Raw genomic sequence first — 26,462 nt, forward strand, 5'->3', positions numbered from 1 at the left:
GAAAATTTTTTTCTGTTTTATTAAGCGGTCTTATTTGTTTTTTCGTCTTTGAACAAAAGGGCAAAGATCAAGAACACAGCAAAGGCAATTCCTGCGGGAATGAGCCAAACCATTTTGTAGTCCAATGTACCATCGGCTAACTTATAACTGTCTGTAATTTTTCCTGCTACTGCAAAACCTATCAACATACCCAATCCATAAGTAGCTAAAGTGATTAACCCTTGTGCTGCACTTTTGTGTTGTTCGCCTGCCTTTGAGTCGGTGTAGATCTGTCCCGATACAAAAAAGAAATCGTAGCAAATACCATGCAGGGCAATACCTATTAATAACATAAATGTTAGATCGCCTGCGTTGCCGAATGCAAACAATACATAACGTACAGCCCATGCAAGCATGCCTACTAATATTGTTTTCTTAAAACCAAACCGGTTAAAAAATACGGGTAATAACAACAGGAACAATACTTCCGATGCCTGGCCAATGGTCATTTTACCTGTTGGATTTTCAACACCAATGCTCGAAAGAAATGAGTTTGTATTCTGATAATAGAATGCAAGTGGAATACAAATAAGAATAGACGAGATAAAGAAGATGAGGAAGTTTTTATCCTTCAACAGTTTTAATGCATCCAAACCAAGGATATCGTTTACTGTAACTTTTGTACCTTTTCCTTTTGGTGGCGTTTTTGGCAATGTAAAACTAAACAAGCCCAGCACTAATGATGCTGCTCCAGAAAGCAGGAATGTGTTTTTGAGCAAACCTTCTTTTGTTCCTTCTGCAGAATCCCAATGAAATATGAAACTGATCAATAAACCGGCAGCTATCCAACCTACTGTACCAAACAAACGAATCACCGAAAATTCTTTCTCCGGATTTTTCATTTGGTTGAAGGATACTGAGTTTACCAATGCCAGTGTTGGCATATAGCAGATCATATAGATCAATACATACGGATAAAATGTTGCAATGTTTTCTGCATTGTACATCTGGTACATCAGCAACGCACCAATAATATGCAGCACACCCAGAATACGTTCTGCATTTACAAACCTGTCGGCAATTAAACCAATAATAAATGGAGCGATAATAGCTCCCCATGATTGTGTTGAGAATACCTGTCCAGATTCAGCACCGGATGCTGATAAATTGTTATTTAAAAAAGTACCCAATGTTACAAACCATCCTCCCCAGATAAAGAACTCCAGAAACATCATGAAGGATAATTGCAAACGGGTAGTAGAAGACATGCAAAATCGGTTTAAGTTGGTTTTAGCTCAAAAAGGTATTCAGCATTATTGCTAAACCTTGCTTATCATTAACGAGGGTTTAAATTTATGTTATTTCTGCATAGTGAAAATCTTCGTTTTTTCAACTATGCTGTTGCTAACGTTTGCTTGCTTTTACCACGCATATAAATATACAAGCCAGCGAAGGCAACAATTAATACAATAGGAATAATAAGCGTGGCATTTATTATTTCGGGACCAGCTGTAACTTTTGCCTGTGCTAATGCTTTTCCCATTTCCGAACCGGGAGCAGCAGCATTGTAATCGGCCAGGTTAGAATTTGCAGGAAGTTTTGCAATAATTTTTTCATCATAAAACTTACCCATAAACATCATATACACCGATACAGCAAACATACCTGCACCGCCCATAAAGTTCAATCCAACAGCTCCTGTTTTTGGCAAGTACTCTGCTACAAAGCCAAGCATGGTTGGCCAGAAAAAGCACACACCCATACCAAACACAATTGCACCAACAAACAACATGTTACCACTGCTGTGGCCCAACAAATACAAACCTGCTGCTGATAAAATAGCTGAGATAAGCAATACACCTGCAGGCGATAACCTGTGTACAATTGGTTCGGCAAACCCCCGGCCAATTACCATTACAAATGTTGTTACTGTAAGAATAAGCAGCGCATTGTCGGTTACATTACGCAGCAACACATCAATCCACTGGCCGGTAAATAATTCTGTAATAGCAGTACCGAACATGCAAATGATCATAAACAGGAACAAAGGGTTGCCCAGTGATTTATACATTTCAGCAGTACTTACACCTGCTGCCACACGTTCTGTAACAGGGAATTTGAGTTTTAAAAACAGGAATCCATAAATCAATGTGGGTATCAGCATCATACCCATTTGTATTTGCCAGCTGATATTAAGCTTTGAAAAATAAAAGCTTATCAATGTGCCAATAACGATACCACCGGGGAACCACAAGTGAAAGTGATTGAGTTTGGTAGTTTTTTTATCGGGATACAAAGTAGTTACCAATGGATTACATGCAGCTTCAACAGTTCCGTTGGCAATACCTATTAATAAGGTTGAAAAAAACAAGCTCCAGAAACCTCCTGCAAAAATGGTCAATAAAATACCTGCCAGGTGAAAGAAGAAGGCAAGCTCCAGCAAACGTTTCATACCAATCAAATCAACCACCATTCCACCAATGATTACAGCAAGCGGAAAACCCCAAAACGCAGTGGCCGCAATCGTACCAAGCTGTGTTGCATTTAAATTAAAATCTGTTCCAAGCTTTCCGAGAATACCGGCCCTGATACCAAACGAAAGAGAAGTAACTAATAAGGCAAGACAGCTTCCAATAAATAATTGGTTACGGTTAATAGCGTTCATGATGCAATGGTTGTAGTTGGTTTATGATTTCTTTTAATTGGCAATTAAATCGAGGTTTTAAATTTAGGCTATTTCTTTATTGTGCAAACCTTAATTTTTTTCAAAGGAAACTTGCAAACGTTTGAAATGTTAATGAATATCAAACCAGCATTGCCGTTCGTTGATACTATTTTATATTACAACTTTATTTACAGGAATGGCAGGCTTACGTGTGTAATTAGCATTTGTTGTTTTCATTTAGTCATTACCTTTAGAACCTTCAAACCAATTGCATGTCATGGGAGATTTCCAGGTAAAAGTCCAGCCAAAAACGTATGATGTTGTTATTGTAGGCTCTGGTGCCGGTGGTGGTATGGCAGCTTACGAATTAAGCAAGGCTGGATTAAAAGTGTGTTTGCTCGAAGCAGGCACGATGTACGATCCGCAGAAAAATGTTACACAATTAAAAGGCCCGTGGGAAAGTAAACGCCGTGGCGCCAGTACCAAACATCGGCCCTTTGGCGATTTTGATGCATGTTATGGCGGATGGGAGCTTGATGGCGAACCTTATACAAAAGAAAAAGGTACGCAATGGGATTGGTGGCGTGCACGTATGCTTGGAGGCCGTACCAATCACTGGGGGCGTATCTCTCTCCGTTTCGGACCAAAAGATTTTAAACGCAGAAGCATTGATGGCTTAGGCGATGATTGGCCGATTGGTTACGAAGATGTAAAACCGTATTACGACCGTGTAGATAAACTGATTGGTATTTTTGGAACTAACGAAGGTTTGGAAAATGATCCGGATGGATTTTTTCTTCCTCCGCCAAAACCACGTCTGCATGAATTGTTTATTAAGAATGCTGCTATACAATCAGGCGTCCGGGTTATTCCATCACGCTTATCTATTCTTACCAAGAAAATTGAAAGCACTACCGAACGTGGTGCCTGTTTTTATTGCTCGCAATGCGGCCGCAACTGCAGTGTGGCAAAAGCCGACTTCTCATCTACCAACGTATTAATTTACCCTGCACTTAAAACAGGTAATGTAGATGTTATTGCCAATGCCATGGCACGTGAAGTATTAACGGATAAAGAAGGTTTGGCAACAGGTGTTAGTTATGTAAATAAAGAAGACCTGAACGAATACCAGGTAAAAGGCAAAGTGGTGATACTTGCTGCAAGTGCCTGCGAAACATCACGCTTATTATTGAATTCAAAATCGCCACGTCATCCAAACGGTTTGGCCAACAGCAGCAATGTAGTTGGCAAATATTTACACGATAGTACCGGTGCTGCGTTGGGTGGTTACCTGCCAACATTGTTTGGTCGTAAAAAATACAACGAAGATGGTGTGGGTGGTATGCATATTTATTCGCCTTGGTGGTTAGATAATAAGAAACTTGATTTTCCCCGTGGTTATCACATTGAGTATTGGGGCGGCATGGGGCAACCTGCTTATGGATTTGGTATGAACATTCAAATGCTCAATGGCAAGTATGCTGTTGCAGGTAAACAAAAAGAAGCGGGCGGTTATGGTGCATCATTGAAAGAAGATATCCGTTATTTCTATGGTGCCAATGTTGGTATGGCCGGTCGTGGCGAAGCCATTCCTTTAGAAAGTAATTATTGTGCCATTGATCCGGATGTAGTAGATCAGTACGGTATTCCTGTTTTGAAGTTTAATGTAAAGTGGAGTGAACATGAAATTAAACAGGCCAAACACATGAAGGAAACGTTTAAAGAAATCATGCACAACATGGGCGCTGTTATTACCTGGGGTGGCGATGATGGTCCGGAAAACAGTTACGGGTTGGAAACTCCGGGTAAAATTATTCATGAAGCTGGAACTGCACGTATGGGGAATGATCCAAAGAAGAGTGCATTAAATAAACACAATCAGGCTCACGATTGTAAAAATTTGTTTGTGGTTGATGGTGCTGCTTTTGTATCGCAAGCCGATAAGAATATTACCTGGACCATTCTTGCCCTCAGCATGCGTGCAAGTGAATACATTGTAAGCGAATTGAAGAAAGGAAATTTATAAACCAACTCAGCGGACTCTGCACCGCTGCAAGAAATATTGTTTTATGAAAAGAAGAGATTCCATTAAAGCCATTTTAGTTGGTACCGTTGCATCATCGGTATTGGTGGATGCCTGTAAAACAGCTGATGAAAAAGTAAATGCATCAACCGCAACACCTGCAAGTACCATCGATCGTACAAAAGAAGAAGCAGAGATTGAAGCCAAGCTAATGGCAGAGACTTTTTTCTCCAAACATGAAATGGCAACAATAGCTGTTCTTAGCGACATTATTATACCAAAGGATGATGTTAGCGGCAGTGCAACAGAAGCCGGTGTACCCGACTTTATTGAGTTTATTGTAAAAGATATGCCGCAACACCAAACACCCATGCGTGGTGGTTTGCGCTGGCTCGATCTTGAAAGTACCAAGCGTTTTGAAAAAGCATTTATTGATTGCGACAGCAAACAGCAGATTGCTATTGTAGATGATATTGCTTATCCTGAAAAAGCAAAACCCGAAATGAAACAAGGAGTTGCTTTCTTTAACCTGATGCGTAACCTCACGGCAACAGGATTTTATACTTCACAAATTGGTGTAAAAGATTTGGGGTACATGGGTAACACACCTAACCAATGGAATGGTGTACCCGACGATGTGTTGAAACAATACGGACTTTCCTACACCGAAAAAGAATTGAAAGAATGTATTTCGTTCGATAAAACAACCTGATCATACTTTCCGAGCTATACAAACAACTATTATTATGAGCAACAAATCGAGAAGAGACTTTCTCCGTACCGGAGCTGTGGCAACTGCCGGTTTTTTTATTGTACCCCGTCATGTACTCGGCGGCCCCGGTTATATTGCACCAAGCGATCGTTTAAACATCGCCGGTATTGGTGCCGGTGGTAAAGGTGCCAGTGACCTGGCAGAGTTTGCCAAAAGCCCTAACGTAAATATTGTTGCGCTTTGCGATGTAGATGAAGCACAGGCAGCAGGCTCCATGAAGCGTTTCTCCAAAGCAAAATTCTATTACGATTATCGTGAAATGCTGGAGAAAGAAAAAAACAATATTGATGCAGTATCGGTTTCAACTCCCGATCATACACATGCAGTTGCTACATTAGCAGCCATGCAGTTAGGCAAACACGTTTATGTGCAAAAGCCGTTAACACACGATATTTACGAAGCACGTATGCTTACCGAAGCTGCAAAAAAATACAAAGTGGTTACACAAATGGGTAACCAGGGCGGCAGTGGCGATGGTGTACGCAGCATGAAAGAGTGGTACGATGCCAAACTGATTGGTAAAGTAACCAAAGTATATGCATGGACCAACAGACCCGTATGGCCACAAGGCTTAGCAAAACCAAGCGGTACACATACTGTTCCATCAACGATGAAATGGGATTTGTGGATTGGTCCATCGAAGTATGAAGATTATAATCCTGCTTATCATCCATTCAACTGGCGTGGTTGGTGGGCTTTTGGTACGGGTGCATTGGGTGATATGGCTTGCCACATCATGGATCCTATCTATCGTATACTTCCCATTCTTTATCCGAACGAAGTAGAATGTAGTTTGCCTAATCAATTTACAGGTGCCTGGACAGAAGCAGGATATATCGATAGTTGTCCGCCTGCATCGATTATTCATTTGAATTATCCACGTACCGATGGTAAAGGCGAAATAAAAGTTACCTGGATGGATGGTGGTTTGTTACCTCAACGTCCGGCAGAATTATTACCCGATGAAGAAATGGGCAACTGGGATGGTGGTGTAATTTTCGAAGGCACAAAAGGGAAAATGATGTGCGATTGTTATGGTGCTAATCCACGCTTGTTACCTACAAGTCGTATGAAAGAAGCTAAATTACCCAAGCAAACATTGAAGCGTGTACCTGAAGGTCACTATGTACAATGGGTAAATGCGTGTATGGCTGGTTATGGTAATGCAGAAACAAGTTCGCCGTTTGAATATGCCGGTCCGTTTACAGAAAGTATATTGATGGGTAATTTGGCTATCCGTTCATGGATGATCAAGAATCCAAAGCTTACAGGATGGGGTGATAAATATCTTGGCCGAAAAAAATTATTGTGGGATGCACAGAATATGAAAATCACCAACTTTGACGAAGCAAATCAGTTTGTAAAAAGAGAGTACAGAACAGGCTGGTAAAAATAACTAATGGTGAGTTGTGAATGGTAAAGAGCCTTTGACAGCTTCGCATCATTCACAACTCACCATTGACCATTCACAAAAAGTGAGTATAAAACATTTTGAACTTTTAATACTATGAGCAGAAAACTTCGCATGGCAATGATTGGTGGTGGTAAGGACGCTTTTATTGGCGCCGTACACCGCATTGCATTAAATATGGACGGACAGGTTGAGCTTGTTGCAGGTGCACTTAGTGCTGTGCCTGCAGTTGCCATTGAATCGGGCAACATGTTGTTCTTGGATGAAGAGCGCATTTATACCGATTACAAAGTGATGTTGGAAAAAGAAGCAGCTATGCCTGCCGACAAGCGCATCGATTTTGTAAGTATTGTTACACCCAACTTTGTGCATTTTGATCCGGCAATGATGGCATTGGAAAAAGGATTCAATGTTGTAATTGAAAAGCCCATCACTTTTACATTAGATGAAGCAAAGCAATTAAAGGCGAAAGTGGAAGAAACAGGATTGAGCTTATTGCTTTGTCATACTTACACCGGTTACCCGATGGTAAAACAGGCAAAGCAATTGGTAAAAAGCGGAGCGTTAGGAAAGATCAGAAAAGTATATGTGGAGTATCCGCAGGGCTGGTTGAGTACATTCCTAGAAGGAACAGGTAATATACAAGCCAGCTGGCGCACCGATCCGAAGAAGAGTGGTAAAGCCGGTGCGATGGGCGATATTGGTACACATGCGTTCAACTTAGCTGAATATGTTACAGGGTTGGAAGTAACACATCTTTGCTCTGATATTAATACCGTAGTTGAAGGACGCTTGCTGGATGATGATGGTGCAGCCTTTTTAAAATTCAACAATGGTGCAACAGGTGTGCTCATGGCAACACAAATTGCAGCAGGTGAAGAGAATAATGTAAAGATTCGTGTATATGGCGAAAAAGGTGGTATTGAATGGAAGCAGGAAGAAGCCAATAGTTTACTGGTAAAATGGTTAGATAAGCCAACGGAAGTTTACAGAACAGGTGCCGGTTACAACAGTTCATTTGCTGCGCATAATACACGGGTGCCTGCAGGCCATCCCGAAGGCTACCTCGAGGCATTCGGTAATTTATACCGCAACTTTATTTTAACTGTTCGTGCAAAAATGAACGGAGAGCAACCTAAGCAAGAGTGGCTCGATTTTCCCGGTGTAAACGAAGGTGTGCGTGGAATGGCATTTGTAGATAATGTAATTGAAAGCGGAAAGAGTGAGGTGAAGTGGAAAGAGTTTACCCTCTAAATTTACCTTGATCTTTAAATTTGAAATTCAACAGTATTATTATTAACCAAAAGCAAAAAAGCCCCTTTAGGGGTTGGGGTATGAAAACGATTAAAGGACCTGCCATCTTCTTAGCCCAGTTCATGGGCGATAAAGCACCATTCAACAGTTTGGAAACAATCTGCGAATGGGCGGCATCACTTGGTTTTAAAGCAGTACAAATTCCCACCTGGGAAAAACGATTGATCGATTTAAAACTCGCAGCAGAAAGTAAAACCTATGCCGATGAGTTGAAAGGAAAAATCAACAGTTATGGTTTGGAAATTTCTGAACTCAGTACACATCTGCAAGGTCAGCTTGTTGCGGTGCACCCGGCTTATGATGCCATGTTCGATGCATTTGCTGCAGATGAAGTAAAAGGAAATCCCAAAGTAAGACAGGAATGGGCTGTGCAGCAGTTGATGTATGGCGCAAAAGCATCGCAGAATTTAGGAATAACAGCACATGCCACCTTCAGCGGTTCATTGTTGTGGCACACGTTTCATCCATGGCCGCAGCGCCCCGATGGTTTGGTTGAAGAAGGATTTAAAGAATTAGCGAAACGCTGGTTGCCTATTCTCAACTACTTCGACGAATGTGGCGTTGATGTGTGTTACGAAATTCATCCTGGTGAAGATCTGTTCGATGGTATTACCTATGAAATGTTTCTGGAAAAAGTAAACAATCACAAGCGAGCATGTTTGCTGTACGATCCATCGCACTTTGTATTGCAGCAACTCGATTATCTTGAATACATCGATCTGTATCACGAGCGCATCAAAGCATTTCATGTAAAAGATTCCGAATTTAATCCAAGCGGAAGGCAAGGAACCTTTGGTGGTTATCAAAGCTGGTTAAATCGTGCAGGCCGTTATCGTTCGCCCGGTGATGGACAGGTTGATTTCAAAACCATCTTCAGTAAGCTTACACAATATGGTTACGATGGCTGGGCGGTAATGGAATGGGAATGCTGCATTAAACATCCCGAAGATGGTGCAAGAGAAGGTGCAGCGTTTATCAAAAACCACATCATCCGTGTAACCGATAAAACATTTGATGATTTTGCAGGCGGAGGAAGCGATGTTGCTTCGAACCGTCGTATTTTAGGCCTCGATTAATTTTCAATTTTAAACTAATAATTATGAAAAAGATTTTATTTAGTTCAGTAGTTGCGTTGGCTTTAATAGCATGCGGTGGTGCAGATAAAGAAAAAAAGGATGCTGCAACAACTGAAACAAAATCGGAAGCAGCAGAAGCAGCTGCAACAGCACCTGATCCATCTGCTAATCCCGATTACGAAAAAGGCCTGGCATTGGTTGCGGGCAGCGATTGCTTAACCTGCCATAAAGTAGATGAAAAGGTAATTGGACCATCTTATCGTGATGTGGCAAACAAATACGAAAACACCGAAGCAAATGTGAAAATGCTTGCAGAGAAAGTAATAAAAGGTGGCACCGGTGTTTGGGGCGAAGTGGCTATGACAGCTCACCCAACTGTTACGCAAGCTGATGCAGAACAAATGGTGAAATATATCCTTTTACTTAAAAAATAAATTACATGATTCGTTCTGTTTTATTCGCAACAACGATTGCAATGGCCATTAGCTGCAATAACGAAGGAGATAAAGTGTCTGATGCAGATACTTCTACATCTGTAACACCGATTGTATCCTTATTAACCGATGAGGAAGTAAAAGAAGGTTGGGTATCTCTTTTCGATGGCAAAACAACAGCGGGCTGGCACAAGTACGGCGGCGCTCCTGTTGGCAGTGCATGGAAAGTAGAAGATGGTGTTTTGCATTTAGATGCCAATCAAAAAGAAAACTGGCAAATAAAAGATGGTGGTGATATTGTAAGTGATAAGGAATACGAAAACTTTCATTTAAAACTGGAGTGGAAGATTGATACTTGCGGCAACAGCGGTATTATTTTTAATATTCATGAAGACACAGCGAAGTATGAGTTTCCGTGGATGACCGGTCCGGAAATGCAGGTGCTCGATAACAAATGCCATCCCGATGCAAAGATCATCAAGCATCGTGCAGGTGATTTGTATGATTTGATTACCTCAGCTCCCGAAACAGTGAAACCTGCTTTGGAATGGAATCTGGCAGAAATCAAATCGCAAAACGGAACACTTGAGTTTTATCTCAATGGTGTTAAAGTAGTAACCACTACCATGTGGGACGAAGGCTGGAAAAAAATGATTGCCGGCAGCAAGTTTAAAGCATGGCCCGACTTTGGTACCTATAAAAAAGGACGTATTGCATTACAGGATCATGGTAACCATGTTTGGTTTAAGAATATTAAGATCAAAGAATTGTAATAAACAGATTTGTTTGAGCCTGCTCAAGTTAGCCCTCCACAAAATGGAGGGCTTTTTAATGCGGTAAACGTTGTTTCTTTCAAACCCCTTCCCTGCCTCTTTTCCCGTACCTTTGCGGCTTCAAAAAATGAGTATGCTGCGTCCAAGTGTTAAACTTCGGGCAGCAACTGTTGAAACACAATCACAACTATGATCAGTGCAAGAAATATAACCCTCTCTTATGGTAAGCGGGTATTGTTCGATGAAGTGAATATCAACTTCACCAAAGGAAACTGTTACGGCGTAATTGGCGCCAACGGTGCAGGAAAGAGTACCTTTTTAAAAATCCTGAGTGGCGAAATTGAGCCCAACAAGGGAACAGTGGAAATTACACCCGGCGAACGCCTGGCTGTGTTGAAACAGAACCATTTCGAGTTCGATGAACAAACGGTGTTGAACACGGTGTTGATGGGCCACAAAAAAATGTGGGATGTGATGCATGAAAAAGATGCCATCTATGCTAATCCAGATGCTACCGAAGATGACTATATGAAGGCTGGCGAGCTGGAAGCCGAGTTTGGCGAAATGGGTGGCTACACTGCCGAAAGTGATGCAGCTACTTTCCTCAGCAGCCTTGGTATGAAAGACCATTACCACCAGATGTTGATGAAGGATATTCCCTCAAACTTAAAAGTACGTGTGTTACTGGCGCAGGCTTTGTTTGGCAACCCCGACATTCTGTTGCTGGATGAGCCTACCAACGGATTGGATATTGAAACTATTGGCTGGTTAGAAAATTTCCTTGCCGACTATGAAAATATTGTATTGGTAGTGAGTCACGACCGTCACTTTTTAGATTCTGTTTGTACGCATGTAGCTGATGTGGATCGTTCAAAGATCAAGGTGTTTACGGGTAACTATACTTTCTGGTACGAGAGCAGTCAGTTAATGGCACGCCAATTAGGTGATAAGAACAAGAAGGTTGAGGAGAAGCGTCAGGCCCTTATCGACTTTATTGCCCGATTCAGCGCTAATGCTTCAAAAAGTAAGCAGGCTACGTCCCGTAAAAAGGCGTTGGAAAAACTTACTATTGAAGAAATTGAACCATCGAACCGAAAATATCCCGGCATTATTTTCCAGCCTTTGCGTGAAGTAGGTAACCAGATTCTGAATGTTGAAAACCTGAAGAAAAGCATCGACGGTCGTGTACTGTTCGATAAAGTAAGCTTTACGGTTAACAAAGGCGACAAAATTGCCATTGTAAGTAAAGATCCACTCGCTGTAACCCACTTCTTTGATATTATTAATGATGAAGAAAAAGCAGATGCAGGGAAATACGAATGGGGGTCAACCATTACAAAAGCGTATTTACCGGTTGAGCATAACAGCTTTTTTACCGAAGGATTGAACCTGATGGAATGGTTACGGCAATACGTTCCAACCCATGTTACCGATGCCGATGAACCTTTCCTCCGTGGATTCCTGGGCAAGATGTTGTTTAGTGGTGATGATATTATGAAGAAGACGAACGTGTTGAGTGGTGGTGAGAAAGTACGTTGCATGATCAGTAAAATGATGATGCAAAACCCCAATGTAATTGTACTCGATCAGCCAACCAACCACCTCGACCTGGAAAGTATCCAAAGCTTTAACGAACAGTGTATTGAATACAAAGGAGTTGTGCTGTTAACATCACACGACCATACGTTTATGCATACGACTGCTAATCGTATAATTGAGTTGACCCCGGGTGGTATCATCGATCGTTTAACCACCTTCGACGAATACCTGGAGGATGCACGGGTTAAGCAGCTGCAGCAGGAGCTGTACGGCGAGGCAGTATCGGCTTAAGCTAAAAGGATATTCTTTATGAAATAAGAAAAGCCCCACATATTTAATGTGGGGCTTTTTCTTTAGATCCAAGTCGGACTGTAGTGGAAACTGCTGTCCTCAGATCCGTACCATAAGAGAACTCAGAGAATTATTTTACAAAGCGGTGTACTTCAGAAGTGCCATCGCTGTTAATGATTTGTAATGCGTAAACACCCATAGGCAGATTGTTTACATCAAACACTTGTGTTTGTGTAGTGCTGTTCATTTGCTTTACAACAACACCGCTGTTGTTAACGATGCGGATGTTGCGGTTATCGTTGCTGAAGAACTGAACCAGAATTTTGTTGCTTCCAAGACCGCCAACCAATGTCTTTTTACCGCCGTTACCTTGTTTGATGATCGAAGAGAAGTTGCTTGTACCATCCAGATCAACCTGCTCTAAACGGTAGTAGTACATGTTGCCGGTTGCTTGTTTGTCTTCGAAATTGTAATCTGTTACAGAAGCAGTAGTACCCTGTGCCATAGCCATACCAATTGTACGGAAATGAACACCATCTTCTGAACGTTGAATATTGTAGTGAGAAGCATTTTGCTCCTGCATTGTTCTCCACTGTAAACCAACAGTTGAATTATTTACACGCTTTCCGGCAAAACCACCCCAAACTACAGGCAGCGGACCAGGAGCTGATGCTGAGTTAGCAAAACCAAACTCGATCAGTTGTGATTCACTTCCTTCATGCATAGATCCGCTCATTGTTACAGTGCCGGTAACTACAAACCCGCCATTTAATAATGCCGATGTTAAATGCCAATTTGATGTGCCCTGTGAGTTTGAACGGCCATATGTGCCGGGAACAGGCATACCCTCGATTGTAAGATTTGATACAGTGATAGTATTGTTGGTGTACGATTTAACTTTTAAAGTTAAAAGGTTAATGTTTGCAGCAGAAACGTTTTTCCCGTCTGCCGATAATTTATTCGATACGTTGGAGAATGTTGTAGTTGTTGAGTTACTTCCAACAGTGGTAACCGTTGTAAAAGTATTATTACTCAAGTTGTAAGTAATCTGGAATGTGAAAGTTCCAGTTCTGCCATAATTGAAATCACGCTCGTTTTTGCTGTTATTGCGATTATTACCTAAATCCGGGATACCGGCATAAATAGCACTATTCTGCTCGTCGTTTTCAATTCTGATTTTTCTGTAACGGGTGCCTAACAAATTCTCTGATGAACCTGGATAATTTCCGGCTACGAGAGCTGTTTGAGCAGAAGTTGAAGTTGAGAAAAAGTTGAGGGCAATAACAATTGCACAAATTACGGGGTAAAATTTCTGTTTCATGGTACGGTTACTTATAGTTTTCAGGTAGAAACCCCAAGAAGGCGATGGTAAATAAAACAGTCTGGAAATAACTGTTTAGAAAGTATGTATCGTTCTCTAAGGGTAATTACATAGCAAAAGTATATGCTAGTTTTGAAATCTCATAATGTTTTACAGTATTTTTTTTAATTGTAATCGTAAATCTACGAGTTAGGGTTCGTATTAAGTGCAGCTAAGAGCTTGTGGAATAATGCATTAATGGAAATTTTTCAAGCCTAAAAAAAGTCAAATTTTTTTTGGGAGAGGATTGTAAACCGCCTTCTGATAGGTAAAAACCCCTGTAATACCCCTATCTTTGCGGCGTTATTTTGAGTTATACAGTGTTTTGTAAGTGAATCGTATTACCTGCTACGCACAATCTGCTAATAGTTAGTCTTCTTCTTTAAGCTCCGTATTTGCTCAGTCTTTATTTATCAATGTTTTAATTAACAAACATGAACATTTATGTTTCTAACTTAAGCTTCAACGTAACAGATGACGACTTAAGAGGTTTTTTTGAAAGCTATGGTGATGTAACCAGCGCTAAAGTAATTAACGACAAATTCACTGGCCGTAGCCGCGGTTTTGGTTTTGTTGAAATGAGTGATGATGAAGCTGCAAAAACAGCTATCAGCGAACTCGATGGTGGTATGGTAGAAGGCCGTGCTATTAAAGTAACAGAAGCTAAACCCCGTGAAGAGCGTGCAGGTGGCAACAATGGTGGCCGTCGTTCTTTTTCTGGTGGTAACAGAAGCTTCAGCAACAACCGTTACTAATCTTGTTTAAATACCAGATAGCAAAGCCCCGCAAAAGCGGGGCTTTTGTTTTACACAATGTTCAGGTGGTATCTTTGTTTAAAAACAAAACGATATGAGTAATCTGGTACAGGAATTTAACGACTACCGCACCAAAATGAACGAGGTAATTCTTAGTAAAGACAATCTTGTTATTAAACGTCTTTGGAACCTCGATACCAATACATATGCCGAAGGCGCACTTTCTACACAAACCAAAGAAATGTTGGGTTTGGTTGCCAGCATGGTATTGCGTTGCGATGATTGTATAAAGTATCATCTTGGAAAATGCCACGAATTGGGCGTAACTACAGCGCAGATGTATGAAATTTTTGCTGTGGCAAATATTGTGGGCGGAACCATTGTAATTCCGCATACCCGCCGTGCTGCAGAGTACTGGGAAGAACTGATTGCGGGCAACTAACCATCATCAGTATTTTTTAGGTGCGAACCAGTCAGTTTTCTGCGTAAATTTGATGCAACTTTTTTATATGAGTGAAGTAACTACAGCCCCTGCCCTTACAGCCAAGGATTTTGCAACCGACCAGGAAGTACGCTGGTGCCCTGGTTGCGGCGATTATTCTATTCTTGCACAAGTGCAAAAAGTAATGCCAACATTAGGCATTCCTAAAGAAAATATTGTGATAGTAAGTGGTATCGGTTGCAGTAGCCGCTTCCCTTATTATATGAACACATATGGTATGCACTCGATCCATGGACGTGCAACTGCAATTGCCAGTGGATTGAAAGCTGCAAGACCTGAGCTAAGCGTTTGGGTTGTAACCGGAGATGGAGATAGTTTAAGTATTGGCGGTAATCATACCATTCACCTGTTACGTCGCAATTTCGACATCAACATATTGATGTTTAATAACCAGATTTATGGTTTAACAAAAGGCCAGTACTCTCCAACATCTGAGCAAAAGAAGATTACAAAGAGTACACCAATGGGCAGTATCGACCATCCGTTCAATCCGTTGGCTTTGGCAATGGGTGCCGATGCAACATTTGTTGCACGTAGTATGGATCGTGATCCTAAACATCTGCAGGAAATGCTTCTCCGCAGTCAGCAACACAAGGGCGCTTCTTTCCTTGAGATTTATCAAAACTGTAACATCTTTAACGATGGTGCTTTTGAAGTGTTTACGGAAAAATCGAGCAAGGCAGACGAAACACTGTTTCTAACTCATGGCGAGCCTTTAGTGTTTGGTGCTAATAAAGACAAGGGTGTTAAGCTGGATGGCTTTAACCCCGTGATTGTTGACTTGAATGAAGGCCACAGCAAGGATGATTTGTGGGTGCACAACGAAAAAGATTTTTACAAAGCGCAGATATTGGTACGTATGTTCGATGATCCACGGATTGCAGGACATTTACCAAGACCGTTTGGTGTATTTTACGAAACAGAACGTGCATGTTACGAAGATGTACTTCAATTACAGATTGATGAAGCTATCGGTACAAAAGGTGTTGGCAACCTCGATAAGCTTTTGCGTGGAAATGAAGTGTGGGAAATCATTTAACATCTGCAAACTAAAAAATTCAAAGGGGCTTTTGCCCCTTTTTTATTGCAGTTACAATAGTTGGAGTTGTAATCGTTACAAATCAATGCAAATTCCTAACTTACTTTTCTAAACGATTTGCTATATGATTCGGAGTAAAATTGCCGGCATCGGTAAATATGTGCCATCGCATGTTGTAACCAACAACGACCTCACTCAATACATGGATACAAGCGATGAGTGGATTCAGGAGCGTACCGGTATTAAAGAAAGAAGGTATGCTCACCGTACAGAAGAAACTACCACAACAATGGGGGTTGAAGCTGCAAAAGTTGCAATTGAACGGGCCGGCATTACTGCACAGGATATCGACTTTATTGTTTTTGCAACACTTAGTCCCGATTATTACTTTCCCGGCTGTGGTGTGCTATTGCAGCGGGCAATGCAAATGAAACAAGTGGGAGCGTTGGATATTCGTAACCAATGCAGTGGTTTTGTGTATTCTATTTCTGTTGCCGATCAGTTTATTAAAACCGGTATGTACAAAAACATATTGGTGGTTGGTGCAGAAAAACATTCTTTCGGTTTAGACTTTAGTACACGTGGCCGTAACGTAAGTGTAATTTTTGGTGATGGCGCAGGAGCTGTTGTGCTGCAACCAACACAGGATGCAAACCGAGGCGTACTCAGTACGCATTTGCACAGCGATGGTACAGATGCTGAAATACTGGCAATGTTTAATCCCGGCACCCATGCTAATCATTGGAAGGCTGATGCGGCAACATTTAATGAAGCAGAACTGGGCGATATGTTTATGAGTCATGCCATGATTGATGAAGCACAGAACTTTCCAAATATGGATGGTCCGGCAGTTTTTAAAACAGCGGTGGTAAAATTTCCGGAAGTGATTATGGAGGCACTGACTGCAAACGGCTATCAAGCATCTGACTTGAAGTTATTGATCCCCCACCAGGCGAACCTGCGTATTGCACAGTTTGTGCAGCAGAAACTAAAGTTGAAAGATGAACAGGTGTTTAATAATATTCAAAAGTACGGTAACACCACAGCAGCATCTGTTCCTATTGCATTATGCGAAGCATGGGAAGCGGGCAAAATAAACGAAGGCGATCTTGTTTGTTTAGCAGCTTTTGGCAGTGGCTTTACCTGGGCAAGCGCACTGTTGAAATGGTAAAAGATTAATTATAAATAGCGGAACTTTCGTTTGAAGAACGAAACGAGGTAGAAGTGTTTTTTACCTTATTGATTAAAAGCAGTCCATTAATTGATAATACAATTGAAAGAAGAATAATGATTACGAAATGTGTTTTGCGTCTGCCAACCAATACTTCTTTACGATCGGAATAATTTGCAGAAGAAAGAAATACGAATAAAAGCACCTCAACAACAAGTAGGAATTGCTCGTCAGTACCGTACTTGTACATAAAAAGAGGTACCGCAAACAATACAGAAGCACATAGTAATAAAACAGAAAAATAAATGCGTAATGTTTGATGCTTCATATTGTTGTTTGACGTGCAAATGTAGTTTAACATGATTAAAACAACTAATGAATAAATTGTGAAGCTGTATTTTTCGATATGCACAACTGTTAGTTGTTGAATGGAAAAACGGGTAGCAGCTATTTCAATTCAACATTATCTTCGTTTTATAGTATAGTAATGAAACAGGTATTTCTTTTTATAGCCTTTCTTTTGACCAGTATTTATGCAGTCGGGCAAATTAATGCCGATTCAATGCGTTTGCAGTACAATCAAAAAACCATAAGGCTTGGCAACCGCATCAGCATGAATGGTATTGTGCTGGAGAAAACTACTGTACAAAATCTGATGCTCTTGTCGCCAGAAGCAACAGGTTATTATAAACAATATCTCAAAAGCCGTAATGTTGGTAATACGCTTCCTTTAATAGGTACGGCTGCAGTTATTGGCGGAATTCTTATAGCACAGAAAAACAGGGCACCCGGTAACATAATTATTTTAAGTGGCAATACAATAAACCTTGTGGCATCTTTATTTCGCAAAAAAGCAGCTAATCATTTGCAGGATGCGGTATGGACGTATAACAGAGATGTATTGTATCCTAAGCGATAAGCTTTATCATTTCATTTTTCGCCAGTAGTTTTACAATAATGCAACGACGTTTTATTTTCTTATTCAATCCACGCTCCGGAGTACAAAAAGGTAAGCCGTTACAACAACTTATTGAAGAGCGTTGCCAAAAAGAGAAGGTTGAATTTTCTATTGAACATAGCAGAGCCGATGCTGATTATTCTTTCCTCATCGAAAAAATAAAAACAGCAGCTGTAACCGATGTAATAATTGCAGGAGGCGATGGAACCATCAGTACCATCCTTGCCGCTATTTATCACTTACCTGTAAACATTGGTATTATACCCCGTGGTTCGGGAAACGGATTGGCTTTTGCAGCAGGCATTCCGAAAACGATCGATAAAGCGTTTGATATTATTTTTAACGGCAGCGCACAACGGGTTGATGCATTTGAAATTAATGGAAAATTTTCCTGTATGTTAAGCGGAATTGGTTTCGATGCAAAAGTGGCACATGATTTTGACCGGCAGTCAAAACGTGGCTTGATGAAGTACATTCAACTTACGCTGCAGAATATTACTTCTATTAAAACATATCCCTTTACTATTTCTTCTCCTGAAGTAAATATTGAACTTGACGCCTACTTCATCAGCATTGCCAACAGTAACCAGTTTGGCAACCAGTTTACCATTGCGCCAAAAGCGAGTTTGCAGGATGGACTGTTGGATATTGTGGCAGTTGAAAAAGCGAATTTATTAGCATTGATAGTTCGTGTAATATGGCATATCCGTTTTGGTACGTTTACAACTGACTTTGCAAATCGAAACGGGATCACTTATTTTCAATCGAAAGAATTAACCATCACAAACAAAGAAAATGCTCCGTTACATATTGATGGCGATGGAAAAGAAGGCGCTACTGCTTTTCACATAAAAGTGATTCCCTCTGCTTACTCTTTATTAATGCCCTGAGTTGCCGATGTGAGCTTTAAAAGTTGTTGCAAAGCCTGGTTATTAAACGAATCGCTTACAGCTGCTGCAATATCTTTCTTTTCCCGTTTGGTTAAATGAAAGCTGAGTGCAGCACCTTGTTTTGCATTTTCCGGACGATACATAAAATGAAAGCGGTACATCGGCATATCATCTACGGAGTAGCTAAGCATACTTTCCTGCATATAGTCCTGTACTTTATAAAAATTGTTTTGCAGTGTTGTTACGGGTTTGTATAAAATATCGCCGATGCCGGGTTCTTTTAAATCATCATTCCACTCACCTTTTTTACGATCGAGTAACTGTATAAACACCACACCGGATGTATTTGCTTTTAGCCAATCGTTGAATACATGCAAAAACCGAAGCGTAATTTCCTGGCCATAGTTATCTCTAAGACCGGCATCCATTACATCAACAATTGGTTTAGTGGGTAGCCACACATTTGGTAATACATAAGGAAAAGTTGCATTCATCCTCAACGCTGTCAGCAAACGGATATTATAGGGATTGAGCTCTTTAAAAAATGCGGCATAGTCAATGGCATCGGGTTCGGCAGTAATACCTTTTGCACTATCGGAACGGGGCCGCATTAAAAAACTGATTGGCTGACTGCAGATCATGAGCTTACGCCCATCCTGCGAAACAGTAGAACTGAAAATGCCCAACGGAATAGTTGCATTAAATTCATCGGTCCGGTAATCGGTCAAGCGATCATTTAAAATAGATCCGGTATTATAGTTAAGCTGTTGTTCAAATGCATAACCACGGTCTTTCACAAAACGGTAAGGACCAACAGAAAATTTCTGTGCAGGTGTAAGCAGATCTCTTGTTACATAGGCTGAGAAAATCGGGTTCAGCAGATCTTTGGAAATATTAGCGGTGATTTGTTCTCTTGCAATCGCAACAGCTTTTCCTTTTTGTTGCTCACGATACAGTTCACGATAATATGTTAAGCCGAGCATACCGCCAGAGGCACCGGAGAACAAACCTGTTTTTTTCATCAGTTGTCCGTTCATAAAACTGTCGATACGTGAGAGCATATTTACAGTAAACGTTGCAGATCGGTTTCCGCCACCGCTAACATTAAGCACATAAAACAGAGGCTTTTCTTCCCCCTGATTTCGTTTCCAGTTTTCCAGCAGGCGAATCATGTTTAAACTATCAGTATGCACTTGTTCTGCACTACACAAAACGCTAAGTGCTGGAAGATTGTATTGCGGCCGCTTTTGTCTGTTTTCATAATTTAAACCGAAAGCTTTATTACGAATGTCGATGTATTCGTAACGAAACAGCAAATTAAAAACTAGCACCAGCAGTATCGAAACAGGAATGCTCCAGGTATCAAGCCAGTGTGCCAACGCAGCAGCTGCACCAATAAGTACTGCAAAAAAGATAAAAATGCTTGCTGCCGCCGGAACCTGTAATTGCGGATAATCCAGAAACAATCCATAGATCATTAACAACAGAAACGCCAATACAATTGCCATTACAGCAGCAAAATGATGACGCTTAAAAATAACATCAAGAAACAAACTGCTGTAGTGTGAAACGTTTCTTGTTTTCTTAATACTGAAGAAACTGGTTAAAAAATAGTTGACTGTTATAAGCTGTTCGTGGTTGTGAGGTTTCCCGTCGGGTTTGTATTGCTGCATAAACTGCTGCGGGTTACGCAACACCGGATGCATCGTTTTAAGGATCGCTTTTTCATACCCGTAGAAATAAAGCATGGAGAAAAACAAAAACAGAAACAGTCCTGCTAAAAAGCCAAATTCAATCCATAATACTTCCGTAACGGACAACAGTTCTTTGTAGCGGTTAAAACGAATGAGCTGTATTAAAAAATTGATGAGGAAAATAAGTGGTATACCTGCATTATTAATACAGTATTTTGAAAAAGGCTTTGATGTAGTTGCTAAAAATTTAAAATAACTGCTGAAGAGAATAAAGCTGGCAATATTCCAGCTCATCACAAAACCTCCAAAAGCGGTGCCTACAAAAAAGGCGCTAAGAAAATTTACACGTCCTAAATATTCAGGCGATAGAAAAAGTGAGTTGGCACCATAGGTGTGCATGAAGCCTCCGCTCACGGCACTGCCTAATAAAAACCAAAATACCAGCAGCAGTTGGTATTTTCTGAAATGCAGAAAAATTAATTGTACAGGAAAGGAGTACCATATGCCAAGCAGGTATTTCTTCATGAAGCAGAAGTTACGGAAAAGAAAAGATTTACGAACGTAACGCTGCTTGTAAAATATTACTTAGTTGGTTTCTTTTCGGCGAACCAGGTACAATACCCAAATAAAGCTCAGCAGTAAAAACATACCTACCAATTGATGCAGTTGTGCTACCCACTCGAACAAACCCCAGCGGTTGGGAATTATTTTGGTGGAAGTAAGTACAGAAAAAATACCGAGTAATACCTGCAACACCACAAGAAACAACGGAAGAAAACGGGTTGCCTTAAACAGGTTGCTGCCTTCAACTTTTGTAGCACGGTAATACCATAAAACAATCAATATACTCAGCAAGTAAGCTAAGCCACGATGTACAAAGTGAATGGTAATTTTGTTTTCGATGAAGTTGATCAGCAGCGGAGAATCTTTCCAAAGTGATGCTGGAATCCATTCTGTATTGATCATCGGCCAGGATGGTGCAGCTGTCGCAGCTTTGTGGCCCGCCATCAATGCCCCAAACAGTAATTGAACAATCAACAGTACCAGCAACAGTAACGTAAAGTTGTTGATTGAACGATGAACAGTTATTTCGCTTTTCTTGACTCTTAGTTGTAATGCAAACCAGAATGTATAACAAAGCAAACCCATTGCAAGAATAAAATGCAATGCTAAACGTGTAGGCTTTACATACACAGCATCGCCCACTAAACCACTGGCTACCATAATCCAACCTACAGCACCCTGTAAACCGCCTAACAAAAACAGGATGATCAATGGTTTGATCATTTCTTTTTTAAAATACCGGCGAACCAGGAAGTAAATAAATCCAACTGCAAACACCATCCCCATTACACGTGCCCACAAACGATGAAACCACTCCCAAAAGAAAATGAATTTAAAATCGCTGAGTGTAAAATCGGTGTTGAGTAATTGGTACTGCGGTGTGCCTTTGTACTTTGCAAATTCTTCCAGCCACTTGGTTTCGTTTAATGGCGGCAACGTTCCTGTTACAACATCCCATTCGGTAATACTTAAGCCACTACCGGTTAAACGGGTAATACCGCCCAGTAAAATCTGAACGATTAACATAAATACACCGAATAGCAGCCAGTTGGCAACAGCTTTTTGCGAGGAGGATGTTTGCGTCATAACGCCTGCAAAGGTAGGCGAGGAAAACATTCGCCTCTATACTAAAATCGGTTCGGGTTTGTTTAAGAACCGCATTTCTGTTGTACAGGCATTCCATAAATAATAACCTCCCGAAAGATTAGCCACCGCTTCGTATCCGTTTTGTCGCAGAATCCGTTGTGCGAGGTAACCACGCAGCCCTGCTTCGCAATAGATGTAAAGGGTTTTGTTTGATGGAATTTCATGTAATCGGTTTCTTAATTCATCAACAGGTATATTAATGGCTCCTTCAATGTTACCCGCTTCAAATTCATCTTTACGCCGAACATCAATCAACAGATCATCGGGCTGCAGTTGATCCAAATCGTTCCAGTAAAACACACGCAAGTGATCGAGCAAAATATTTTCAGCAACAAAACCCGCCATGTTTACCGGGTCTTTTGCAGAGGAATAAGGTGGTGCATACGCATGTTCAAATTCAATAAGGTCGTATACGGTTTTTCCTTGTTTGATGTAAGAAGCAAAAACATCGAGACGTTTATCTACACCATCATAACCGGCAATTTGTGCGCTTAACAGTTTTCCATCCTTCGGTGCAAATGCAAGTTGTATCGTCATTTGTTTTGCACCGGGATAATAACCGGCATGCGAACCGTTGTGTGTGGTTGATACAATATGCTCGATACCTGCTGCTTTTAAATGTTTGGATGCTGTACCTGTGGTGCCCACTGTCATGTCAAACACTTTTACAATGGCGGTATTGATTGAGCCTTTGTACGAACGCACATTGCCCAGCACCACATTATCTGCACAAATACGACCTTGTTTATTGGCTGGTCCTGCCAGGTAGGTAATCATTGATTGATGCGTGATGGGATTTTCAAATTCAATAGCATCGCCTACGGCATAAATATCGGGGTCGGATGTTTGGAGGAATTCGTTCACCTGAATACCTTTTGCTTGGCCGAGTTGCAAACCGGCCATCGCAGCTAATCTTGTATCGGGACGAACACCAATGGAAAGAATCACTACATCGGCTATTAATACTTCACCGTTATTTAAAGCAACTTCAATTTGATCGCCGTTTTTGGTAAAGCCAGTCACGGCAGTGTTCAGGCGAAGTTTTACTCTTTTTGAACGGATATGCTGTTGCACAAACGCCGCAACTGGATAATCGACCGGCGCCATTACCTGGTTAATCATTTCAATAATGGTAACATCTAAACCCAGCTCATGAAAATTCTCAGCCATTTCCAAACCAATAAAGCCGGCACCGATAACAACAGCTTTACTTGTTTTTTTCTGCTGTACGTATGCTTTAATATAATCGGTGTCGTTTACGTTACGCAATGTAAAAATGCCTTCGCTGTTAATGCCGGGTAATGGTGGACGTACAGGTTCTGCGCCGGGCGAGAGCACGAGTTTATCATAACTTTCTTCATAAACTTCGCCGGTTGCCTGCTTGCGTGCTGTAATAGTTTTTGCAGATGGGTTGATCGCAATTACTTCGGTTGATATGCGTACATCAATATTAAAACGTTTGTTGAAGGCTGAAGCAGTTTGTACAAAAAGTTTGTTGCGGTCTTTAATTACATCACCAATGTAATAAGGCAATCCGCAGTTAGCATAGGAGATGTATTCACCTTTTTCGAAAATAACGATCTCAGCATGTTCATCTAATCTTCTTAAACGGGCTGCAGTACTCGCACCACCTGCAACTGCTCCAACAATAATGTACTTCATATTTTTTGTGATTTTATAACAGGTCAAAAGTAGCAGAAGCAATAGCCGCACTTTGTGATTATAATCATACAAAAACCTGTTATTGGAAAGGCTGTAATTCTGTGCTAAAAGTCACACACAACAAGGGTTTCAGCATTTTTTGTTGTGACAAAAATCACACAACGAATGCTGTTTAAACAAATCTTACTTTTTTCTTGATAAGGATCATTTTACATGCGCATGCAGGTCATTAAACAAGAGCTGTTGCTGATCGACTTTTACTGTGTCATAAATCAAACAACAAAACAATTAAGCGATGAAAAATCTGGTTATACTCGGAGCCGGTACTGCAGGCACCATGATGGCAAATCATCTGCACAACGAACTGAAACAACCCGACTGGCAAATTACAATTATTGATGAGCGTGAAGAACATCACTACCAACCCGGATACTTGTTTCTTCCTTTTGATATTTATACGCCGGAAGATATTATTAAAACCATTGAAGAGTTTATTCCGAAAGATGTAACTCTGGTAAAGAAGAAAATTGATCGTATCGTTCCAAAAGAAAATAGAATTGAACTGGCAAACGGAACAGCGTTGAACTACGATGTATTAATTGTTGCCACCGGTGCAAAAATTGCTCCCGAAGAAACTGAAGGGATGCAGGGAAAAGAATGGCAAAAATCGGTTTTCGATTTCTACACATTTGAAGGAGCATTGGCGTTGCGCAATAAACTGAGAGATTGGCAAGGCGGTAAATTGGTGGTACACATAACAGAAATGCCCATCAAATGTCCGGTTGCTCCATTGGAGTTTGCATTCCTTGCCGATTCATTCTTCAAGCATAAACACATGCGTGATAAAGTAGAAATTACCTATGTAACGCCGTTGAGCGGTGCGTTTACAAAACCAAAAGCAACAGAGGCTCTGGAACATTTACTGCACGAAAAAAATATTCATATTGAAAGTGATTTTGCCATTGAACAGGTAGATAATGAAAGCAAAACCATTATTGATTATGGTGGCAGAGAAATTCCTTTCGATATCCTGGTAACTGTACCCACCAACAAAGGCGATGCGTTGATGGAACGTTCGGGTATGGGCGATGATTTGAACTATGTACCTACGAACAAAGCCACACTGCAATCACTCAACTATGAGAATGTATTTGTATTGGGTGATGCAAGCAATATCCCTGCATCAAAAGCAGGATCTGTTGCACACTTCGAAGCAGAGATCTTAACAGAAAATATTTTACGCTATGTCAACAACGAACCATTGAAAGAAGAATTCGATGGACATGCTAACTGTTTCATTGAAACAGGTGGCGGCAAAGCATTGCTCATCGATTTTAACTATACACACGAACCGGTAGAAGGAACATTTCCTTTTGCAGGCATTGGTCCGTTGCGTTTGTTGAAAGAAAGCCGTATGAATCACATGGGCAAACTCGCCTTTCGCTGGATTTACTGGAACGTATTACTGAAAGGAACACATATTCCTTTTGTATCGGCCACGATGAGCGAAAGCGGAAAACATTATGCTTAATCATTCACTTATTAAATACATGTTATGGAAAAGACAATCGCCGGCAAAACCATTGCCGTAAACGAAGAAGGATATTTAACTGATTTCAGCCAATGGAACGAACAGGTTGGTGAAGAACTGGCAAAAGAAGCCAACATCAATCTTACTCCCCGTCATTGGGAAGTATTGAAATACCTGCAGAAAGAGCAGCAGAACCAGGTAGCACTCAGCATCCGTCGTGTAGGCAAGAGTGGTGTGGTGGATATTAAAGAGTTCTACTCATTGTTCCCCAACGCACCATTGAAAACATCCACAAAAATTGCGGGTATACCCAAGCCTGCCAGTTGTATCTAAAACATTTAAAACTTGTCAATCATGAACGAGGATAAAGGAAAAATTAAAAAGATGATGATCATCTTATCCAAAGCATCTTTGGAAAATGTGTATGCAGCTTTTGTATTGGCGAACGGTGCACGTATGGAAGGCATCGAAGCTGAATTGTTCTTTACTTTTTTCGGACTGGAAGCTGTACATAAAAAGAAACTGGAAAAATTACACGTTGCAACAGTAGGTAACCCTGCTATGCATATGCCAACCATGATCGGTGGTTTGCCCGGCATGGAAGCATTGGCAACAACCATGATGAAAAAAGAAATGGAAAAAGTAGATATGCCGGAAGTGCCAGAATTCCTAGACATCTTATATGCATCGGGTGTACGTATGTGGGCATGCAAACTGGCGTTTGATATGTTCCACTACAAGGAAGACGATTTGTACGAAGGCGTGGAAGATATTATAACCGTTGGCGATTTTTATAAACGCAGCGAAGGCGAAGGCGTACACATGCTCTTTATCTAAAAGAAATTTCGAGTTTGATTGTGAGCGTTTCTTTGACAGCAGCAGCCTGCAACATGCAATTGTTGCAAGGCTGCTG

Annotated in this window: 24 protein-coding genes; 17 read left to right on the plus strand and 7 right to left on the minus strand. The window is 40.9% G+C overall.

The genetic code is table 11. The features are described 5' to 3' along the window. Positions 1-20: 20 nt before the first annotated feature. Together IQ13_RS06195 and IQ13_RS06200 are read right to left on the minus strand one after the other, a co-directional pair. Positions 21-1,247, minus strand: coding sequence for a nucleoside permease (locus IQ13_RS06195; protein WP_144885239.1), 1,227 nt, complete (start codon positions 1,245-1,247; stop codon positions 21-23). A gap of 125 nt (positions 1,248-1,372) precedes the next feature. Beyond that, a complete protein-coding gene (locus tag IQ13_RS06200; RefSeq protein WP_144885240.1) occupies positions 1,373-2,644 on the minus strand; it encodes an MFS transporter in 1,272 nt (423 codons plus the stop codon). A 277-nt stretch (positions 2,645-2,921) separates the two neighbouring features. Here IQ13_RS06200 and IQ13_RS06205 point away from each other — a divergent pair, with 277 nt between their 5' ends. From IQ13_RS06205 to IQ13_RS06240, 8 genes are all read left to right on the plus strand, one after another. After that, positions 2,922-4,670 (plus strand): GMC oxidoreductase, encoded by a 1,749-nt coding sequence (locus IQ13_RS06205; RefSeq protein ID WP_144885241.1) that lies wholly within the window; start codon positions 2,922-2,924, stop codon positions 4,668-4,670. A gap of 43 nt (positions 4,671-4,713) precedes the next feature. Then, the gene (locus tag IQ13_RS06210; RefSeq protein WP_144885242.1) at positions 4,714-5,379 is read left to right on the plus strand and encodes a gluconate 2-dehydrogenase subunit 3 family protein; all 666 of its coding nucleotides are present in this window, start codon (positions 4,714-4,716) and stop codon (positions 5,377-5,379) included. Between the two features lie 34 nt (positions 5,380-5,413). Beyond that, positions 5,414-6,829: a Gfo/Idh/MocA family protein gene (locus IQ13_RS06215; RefSeq protein ID WP_144885243.1), complete on the plus strand. Its 1,416-nt coding sequence runs from the start codon at positions 5,414-5,416 to the stop codon at positions 6,827-6,829. A gap of 117 nt (positions 6,830-6,946) precedes the next feature. Beyond that, entirely contained in the window at positions 6,947-8,104 is a 1,158-nt protein-coding gene (locus IQ13_RS06220; RefSeq protein WP_144885244.1) for a Gfo/Idh/MocA family protein, read from the plus strand. Between the two features lie 80 nt (positions 8,105-8,184). Next, positions 8,185-9,240 carry a sugar phosphate isomerase/epimerase family protein gene (locus tag IQ13_RS06225; protein WP_144885245.1) on the plus strand — a complete coding sequence of 352 codons (1,056 nt, stop codon included), beginning with the start codon at positions 8,185-8,187 and terminating at the stop codon, positions 9,238-9,240. 23 nt (positions 9,241-9,263) lie between these two features. Beyond that, positions 9,264-9,674, plus strand: a complete 411-nt coding sequence (locus tag IQ13_RS06230) for a c-type cytochrome (protein WP_144885246.1) — start codon at positions 9,264-9,266, stop codon at positions 9,672-9,674. Positions 9,675-9,679: 5 nt separating this feature from the next. Continuing rightward, a complete protein-coding gene (locus tag IQ13_RS06235; protein WP_199758199.1) occupies positions 9,680-10,447 on the plus strand; it encodes a 3-keto-disaccharide hydrolase in 768 nt (255 codons plus the stop codon). Positions 10,448-10,636: 189 nt separating this feature from the next. Continuing rightward, positions 10,637-12,277 carry an ABC-F family ATP-binding cassette domain-containing protein gene (locus IQ13_RS06240; protein ID WP_144885247.1) on the plus strand — a complete coding sequence of 547 codons (1,641 nt, stop codon included), beginning with the start codon at positions 10,637-10,639 and terminating at the stop codon, positions 12,275-12,277. Positions 12,278-12,407: 130 nt separating this feature from the next. Here the strand turns inward: IQ13_RS06240 and IQ13_RS06245 are convergent, their stop codons facing one another. Then, entirely contained in the window at positions 12,408-13,598 is a 1,191-nt protein-coding gene (locus IQ13_RS06245; protein ID WP_144885248.1) for a T9SS type A sorting domain-containing protein, read from the minus strand. Between the two features lie 473 nt (positions 13,599-14,071). Between IQ13_RS06245 and rbp the strand changes: the two genes are divergently transcribed. The 4 genes from rbp (at position 14,072) to IQ13_RS06265 (ending at position 17,104) form a co-directional block, all read left to right on the plus strand. Continuing rightward, entirely contained in the window at positions 14,072-14,392 is a 321-nt protein-coding gene (rbp, locus tag IQ13_RS06250) for an RNA-binding regulator (protein WP_144885249.1), read from the plus strand. Positions 14,393-14,486: 94 nt separating this feature from the next. Continuing rightward, a complete protein-coding gene (locus IQ13_RS06255; protein WP_144885250.1) occupies positions 14,487-14,834 on the plus strand; it encodes a carboxymuconolactone decarboxylase family protein in 348 nt (115 codons plus the stop codon). Positions 14,835-14,901: 67 nt separating this feature from the next. Next, positions 14,902-15,933: a 2-oxoacid:ferredoxin oxidoreductase subunit beta gene (locus IQ13_RS06260; RefSeq protein ID WP_144885251.1), complete on the plus strand. Its 1,032-nt coding sequence runs from the start codon at positions 14,902-14,904 to the stop codon at positions 15,931-15,933. A 124-nt stretch (positions 15,934-16,057) separates the two neighbouring features. Beyond that, the gene (locus IQ13_RS06265; RefSeq protein ID WP_144885252.1) at positions 16,058-17,104 is read left to right on the plus strand and encodes a 3-oxoacyl-ACP synthase III family protein; all 1,047 of its coding nucleotides are present in this window, start codon (positions 16,058-16,060) and stop codon (positions 17,102-17,104) included. Positions 17,105-17,108: 4 nt separating this feature from the next. Here IQ13_RS06265 and IQ13_RS06270 read toward each other — a convergent pair whose 3' ends face one another. Continuing rightward, positions 17,109-17,432, minus strand: a complete 324-nt coding sequence (locus tag IQ13_RS06270) for a hypothetical protein (RefSeq protein ID WP_144885253.1) — start codon at positions 17,430-17,432, stop codon at positions 17,109-17,111. 159 nt (positions 17,433-17,591) lie between these two features. Between IQ13_RS06270 and IQ13_RS06275 the strand changes: the two genes are divergently transcribed. Further along, entirely contained in the window at positions 17,592-18,023 is a 432-nt protein-coding gene (locus IQ13_RS06275) for a hypothetical protein (RefSeq protein ID WP_144885254.1), read from the plus strand. Positions 18,024-18,061: 38 nt separating this feature from the next. Then, a complete protein-coding gene (locus tag IQ13_RS06280) occupies positions 18,062-18,952 on the plus strand; it encodes a diacylglycerol/lipid kinase family protein (RefSeq protein WP_144885255.1) in 891 nt (296 codons plus the stop codon). On the opposite strand, the gene IQ13_RS06285 is transcribed toward IQ13_RS06280, so the two are convergent. The 3 genes from IQ13_RS06285 to IQ13_RS06295 are packed head-to-tail and all read right to left on the minus strand — an operon-like array spanning position 18,931 to position 24,018. Then, positions 18,931-21,171: a hypothetical protein gene (locus IQ13_RS06285; protein WP_144885256.1), complete on the minus strand. Its 2,241-nt coding sequence runs from the start codon at positions 21,169-21,171 to the stop codon at positions 18,931-18,933. The two genes, IQ13_RS06280 and IQ13_RS06285, sit on opposite strands and share 22 nt — an antisense overlap. A gap of 60 nt (positions 21,172-21,231) precedes the next feature. Then, the gene (locus IQ13_RS06290) at positions 21,232-22,296 is read right to left on the minus strand and encodes a COX15/CtaA family protein (protein ID WP_144885257.1); all 1,065 of its coding nucleotides are present in this window, start codon (positions 22,294-22,296) and stop codon (positions 21,232-21,234) included. Positions 22,297-22,332: 36 nt separating this feature from the next. After that, entirely contained in the window at positions 22,333-24,018 is a 1,686-nt protein-coding gene (locus IQ13_RS06295; protein WP_144885258.1) for an FAD-dependent oxidoreductase, read from the minus strand. A 295-nt stretch (positions 24,019-24,313) separates the two neighbouring features. Between IQ13_RS06295 and sqr the strand changes: the two genes are divergently transcribed. Genes sqr through IQ13_RS06310 form a run of 3 tightly spaced genes read left to right on the plus strand, consistent with a single transcriptional unit; the run spans position 24,314 to position 26,386 of the window. After that, positions 24,314-25,549 (plus strand): type III sulfide quinone reductase, selenoprotein subtype, encoded by a 1,236-nt coding sequence (gene sqr, locus IQ13_RS06300; protein ID WP_144885259.1) that lies wholly within the window; start codon positions 24,314-24,316, stop codon positions 25,547-25,549. Between the two features lie 24 nt (positions 25,550-25,573). Next, the gene (locus IQ13_RS06305; RefSeq protein WP_144885260.1) at positions 25,574-25,882 is read left to right on the plus strand and encodes a TusE/DsrC/DsvC family sulfur relay protein; all 309 of its coding nucleotides are present in this window, start codon (positions 25,574-25,576) and stop codon (positions 25,880-25,882) included. A 21-nt stretch (positions 25,883-25,903) separates the two neighbouring features. Next, positions 25,904-26,386 (plus strand): DsrE/DsrF/DrsH-like family protein, encoded by a 483-nt coding sequence (locus tag IQ13_RS06310; protein WP_144885261.1) that lies wholly within the window; start codon positions 25,904-25,906, stop codon positions 26,384-26,386. Positions 26,387-26,462 lie beyond the last annotated feature (76 nt).

Origin of the sequence: Lacibacter cauensis (assembly GCF_007830055.1) — a bacterium.
Taxonomy (GTDB): Bacteria; Bacteroidota; Bacteroidia; order Chitinophagales; family Chitinophagaceae; genus Lacibacter; species Lacibacter cauensis.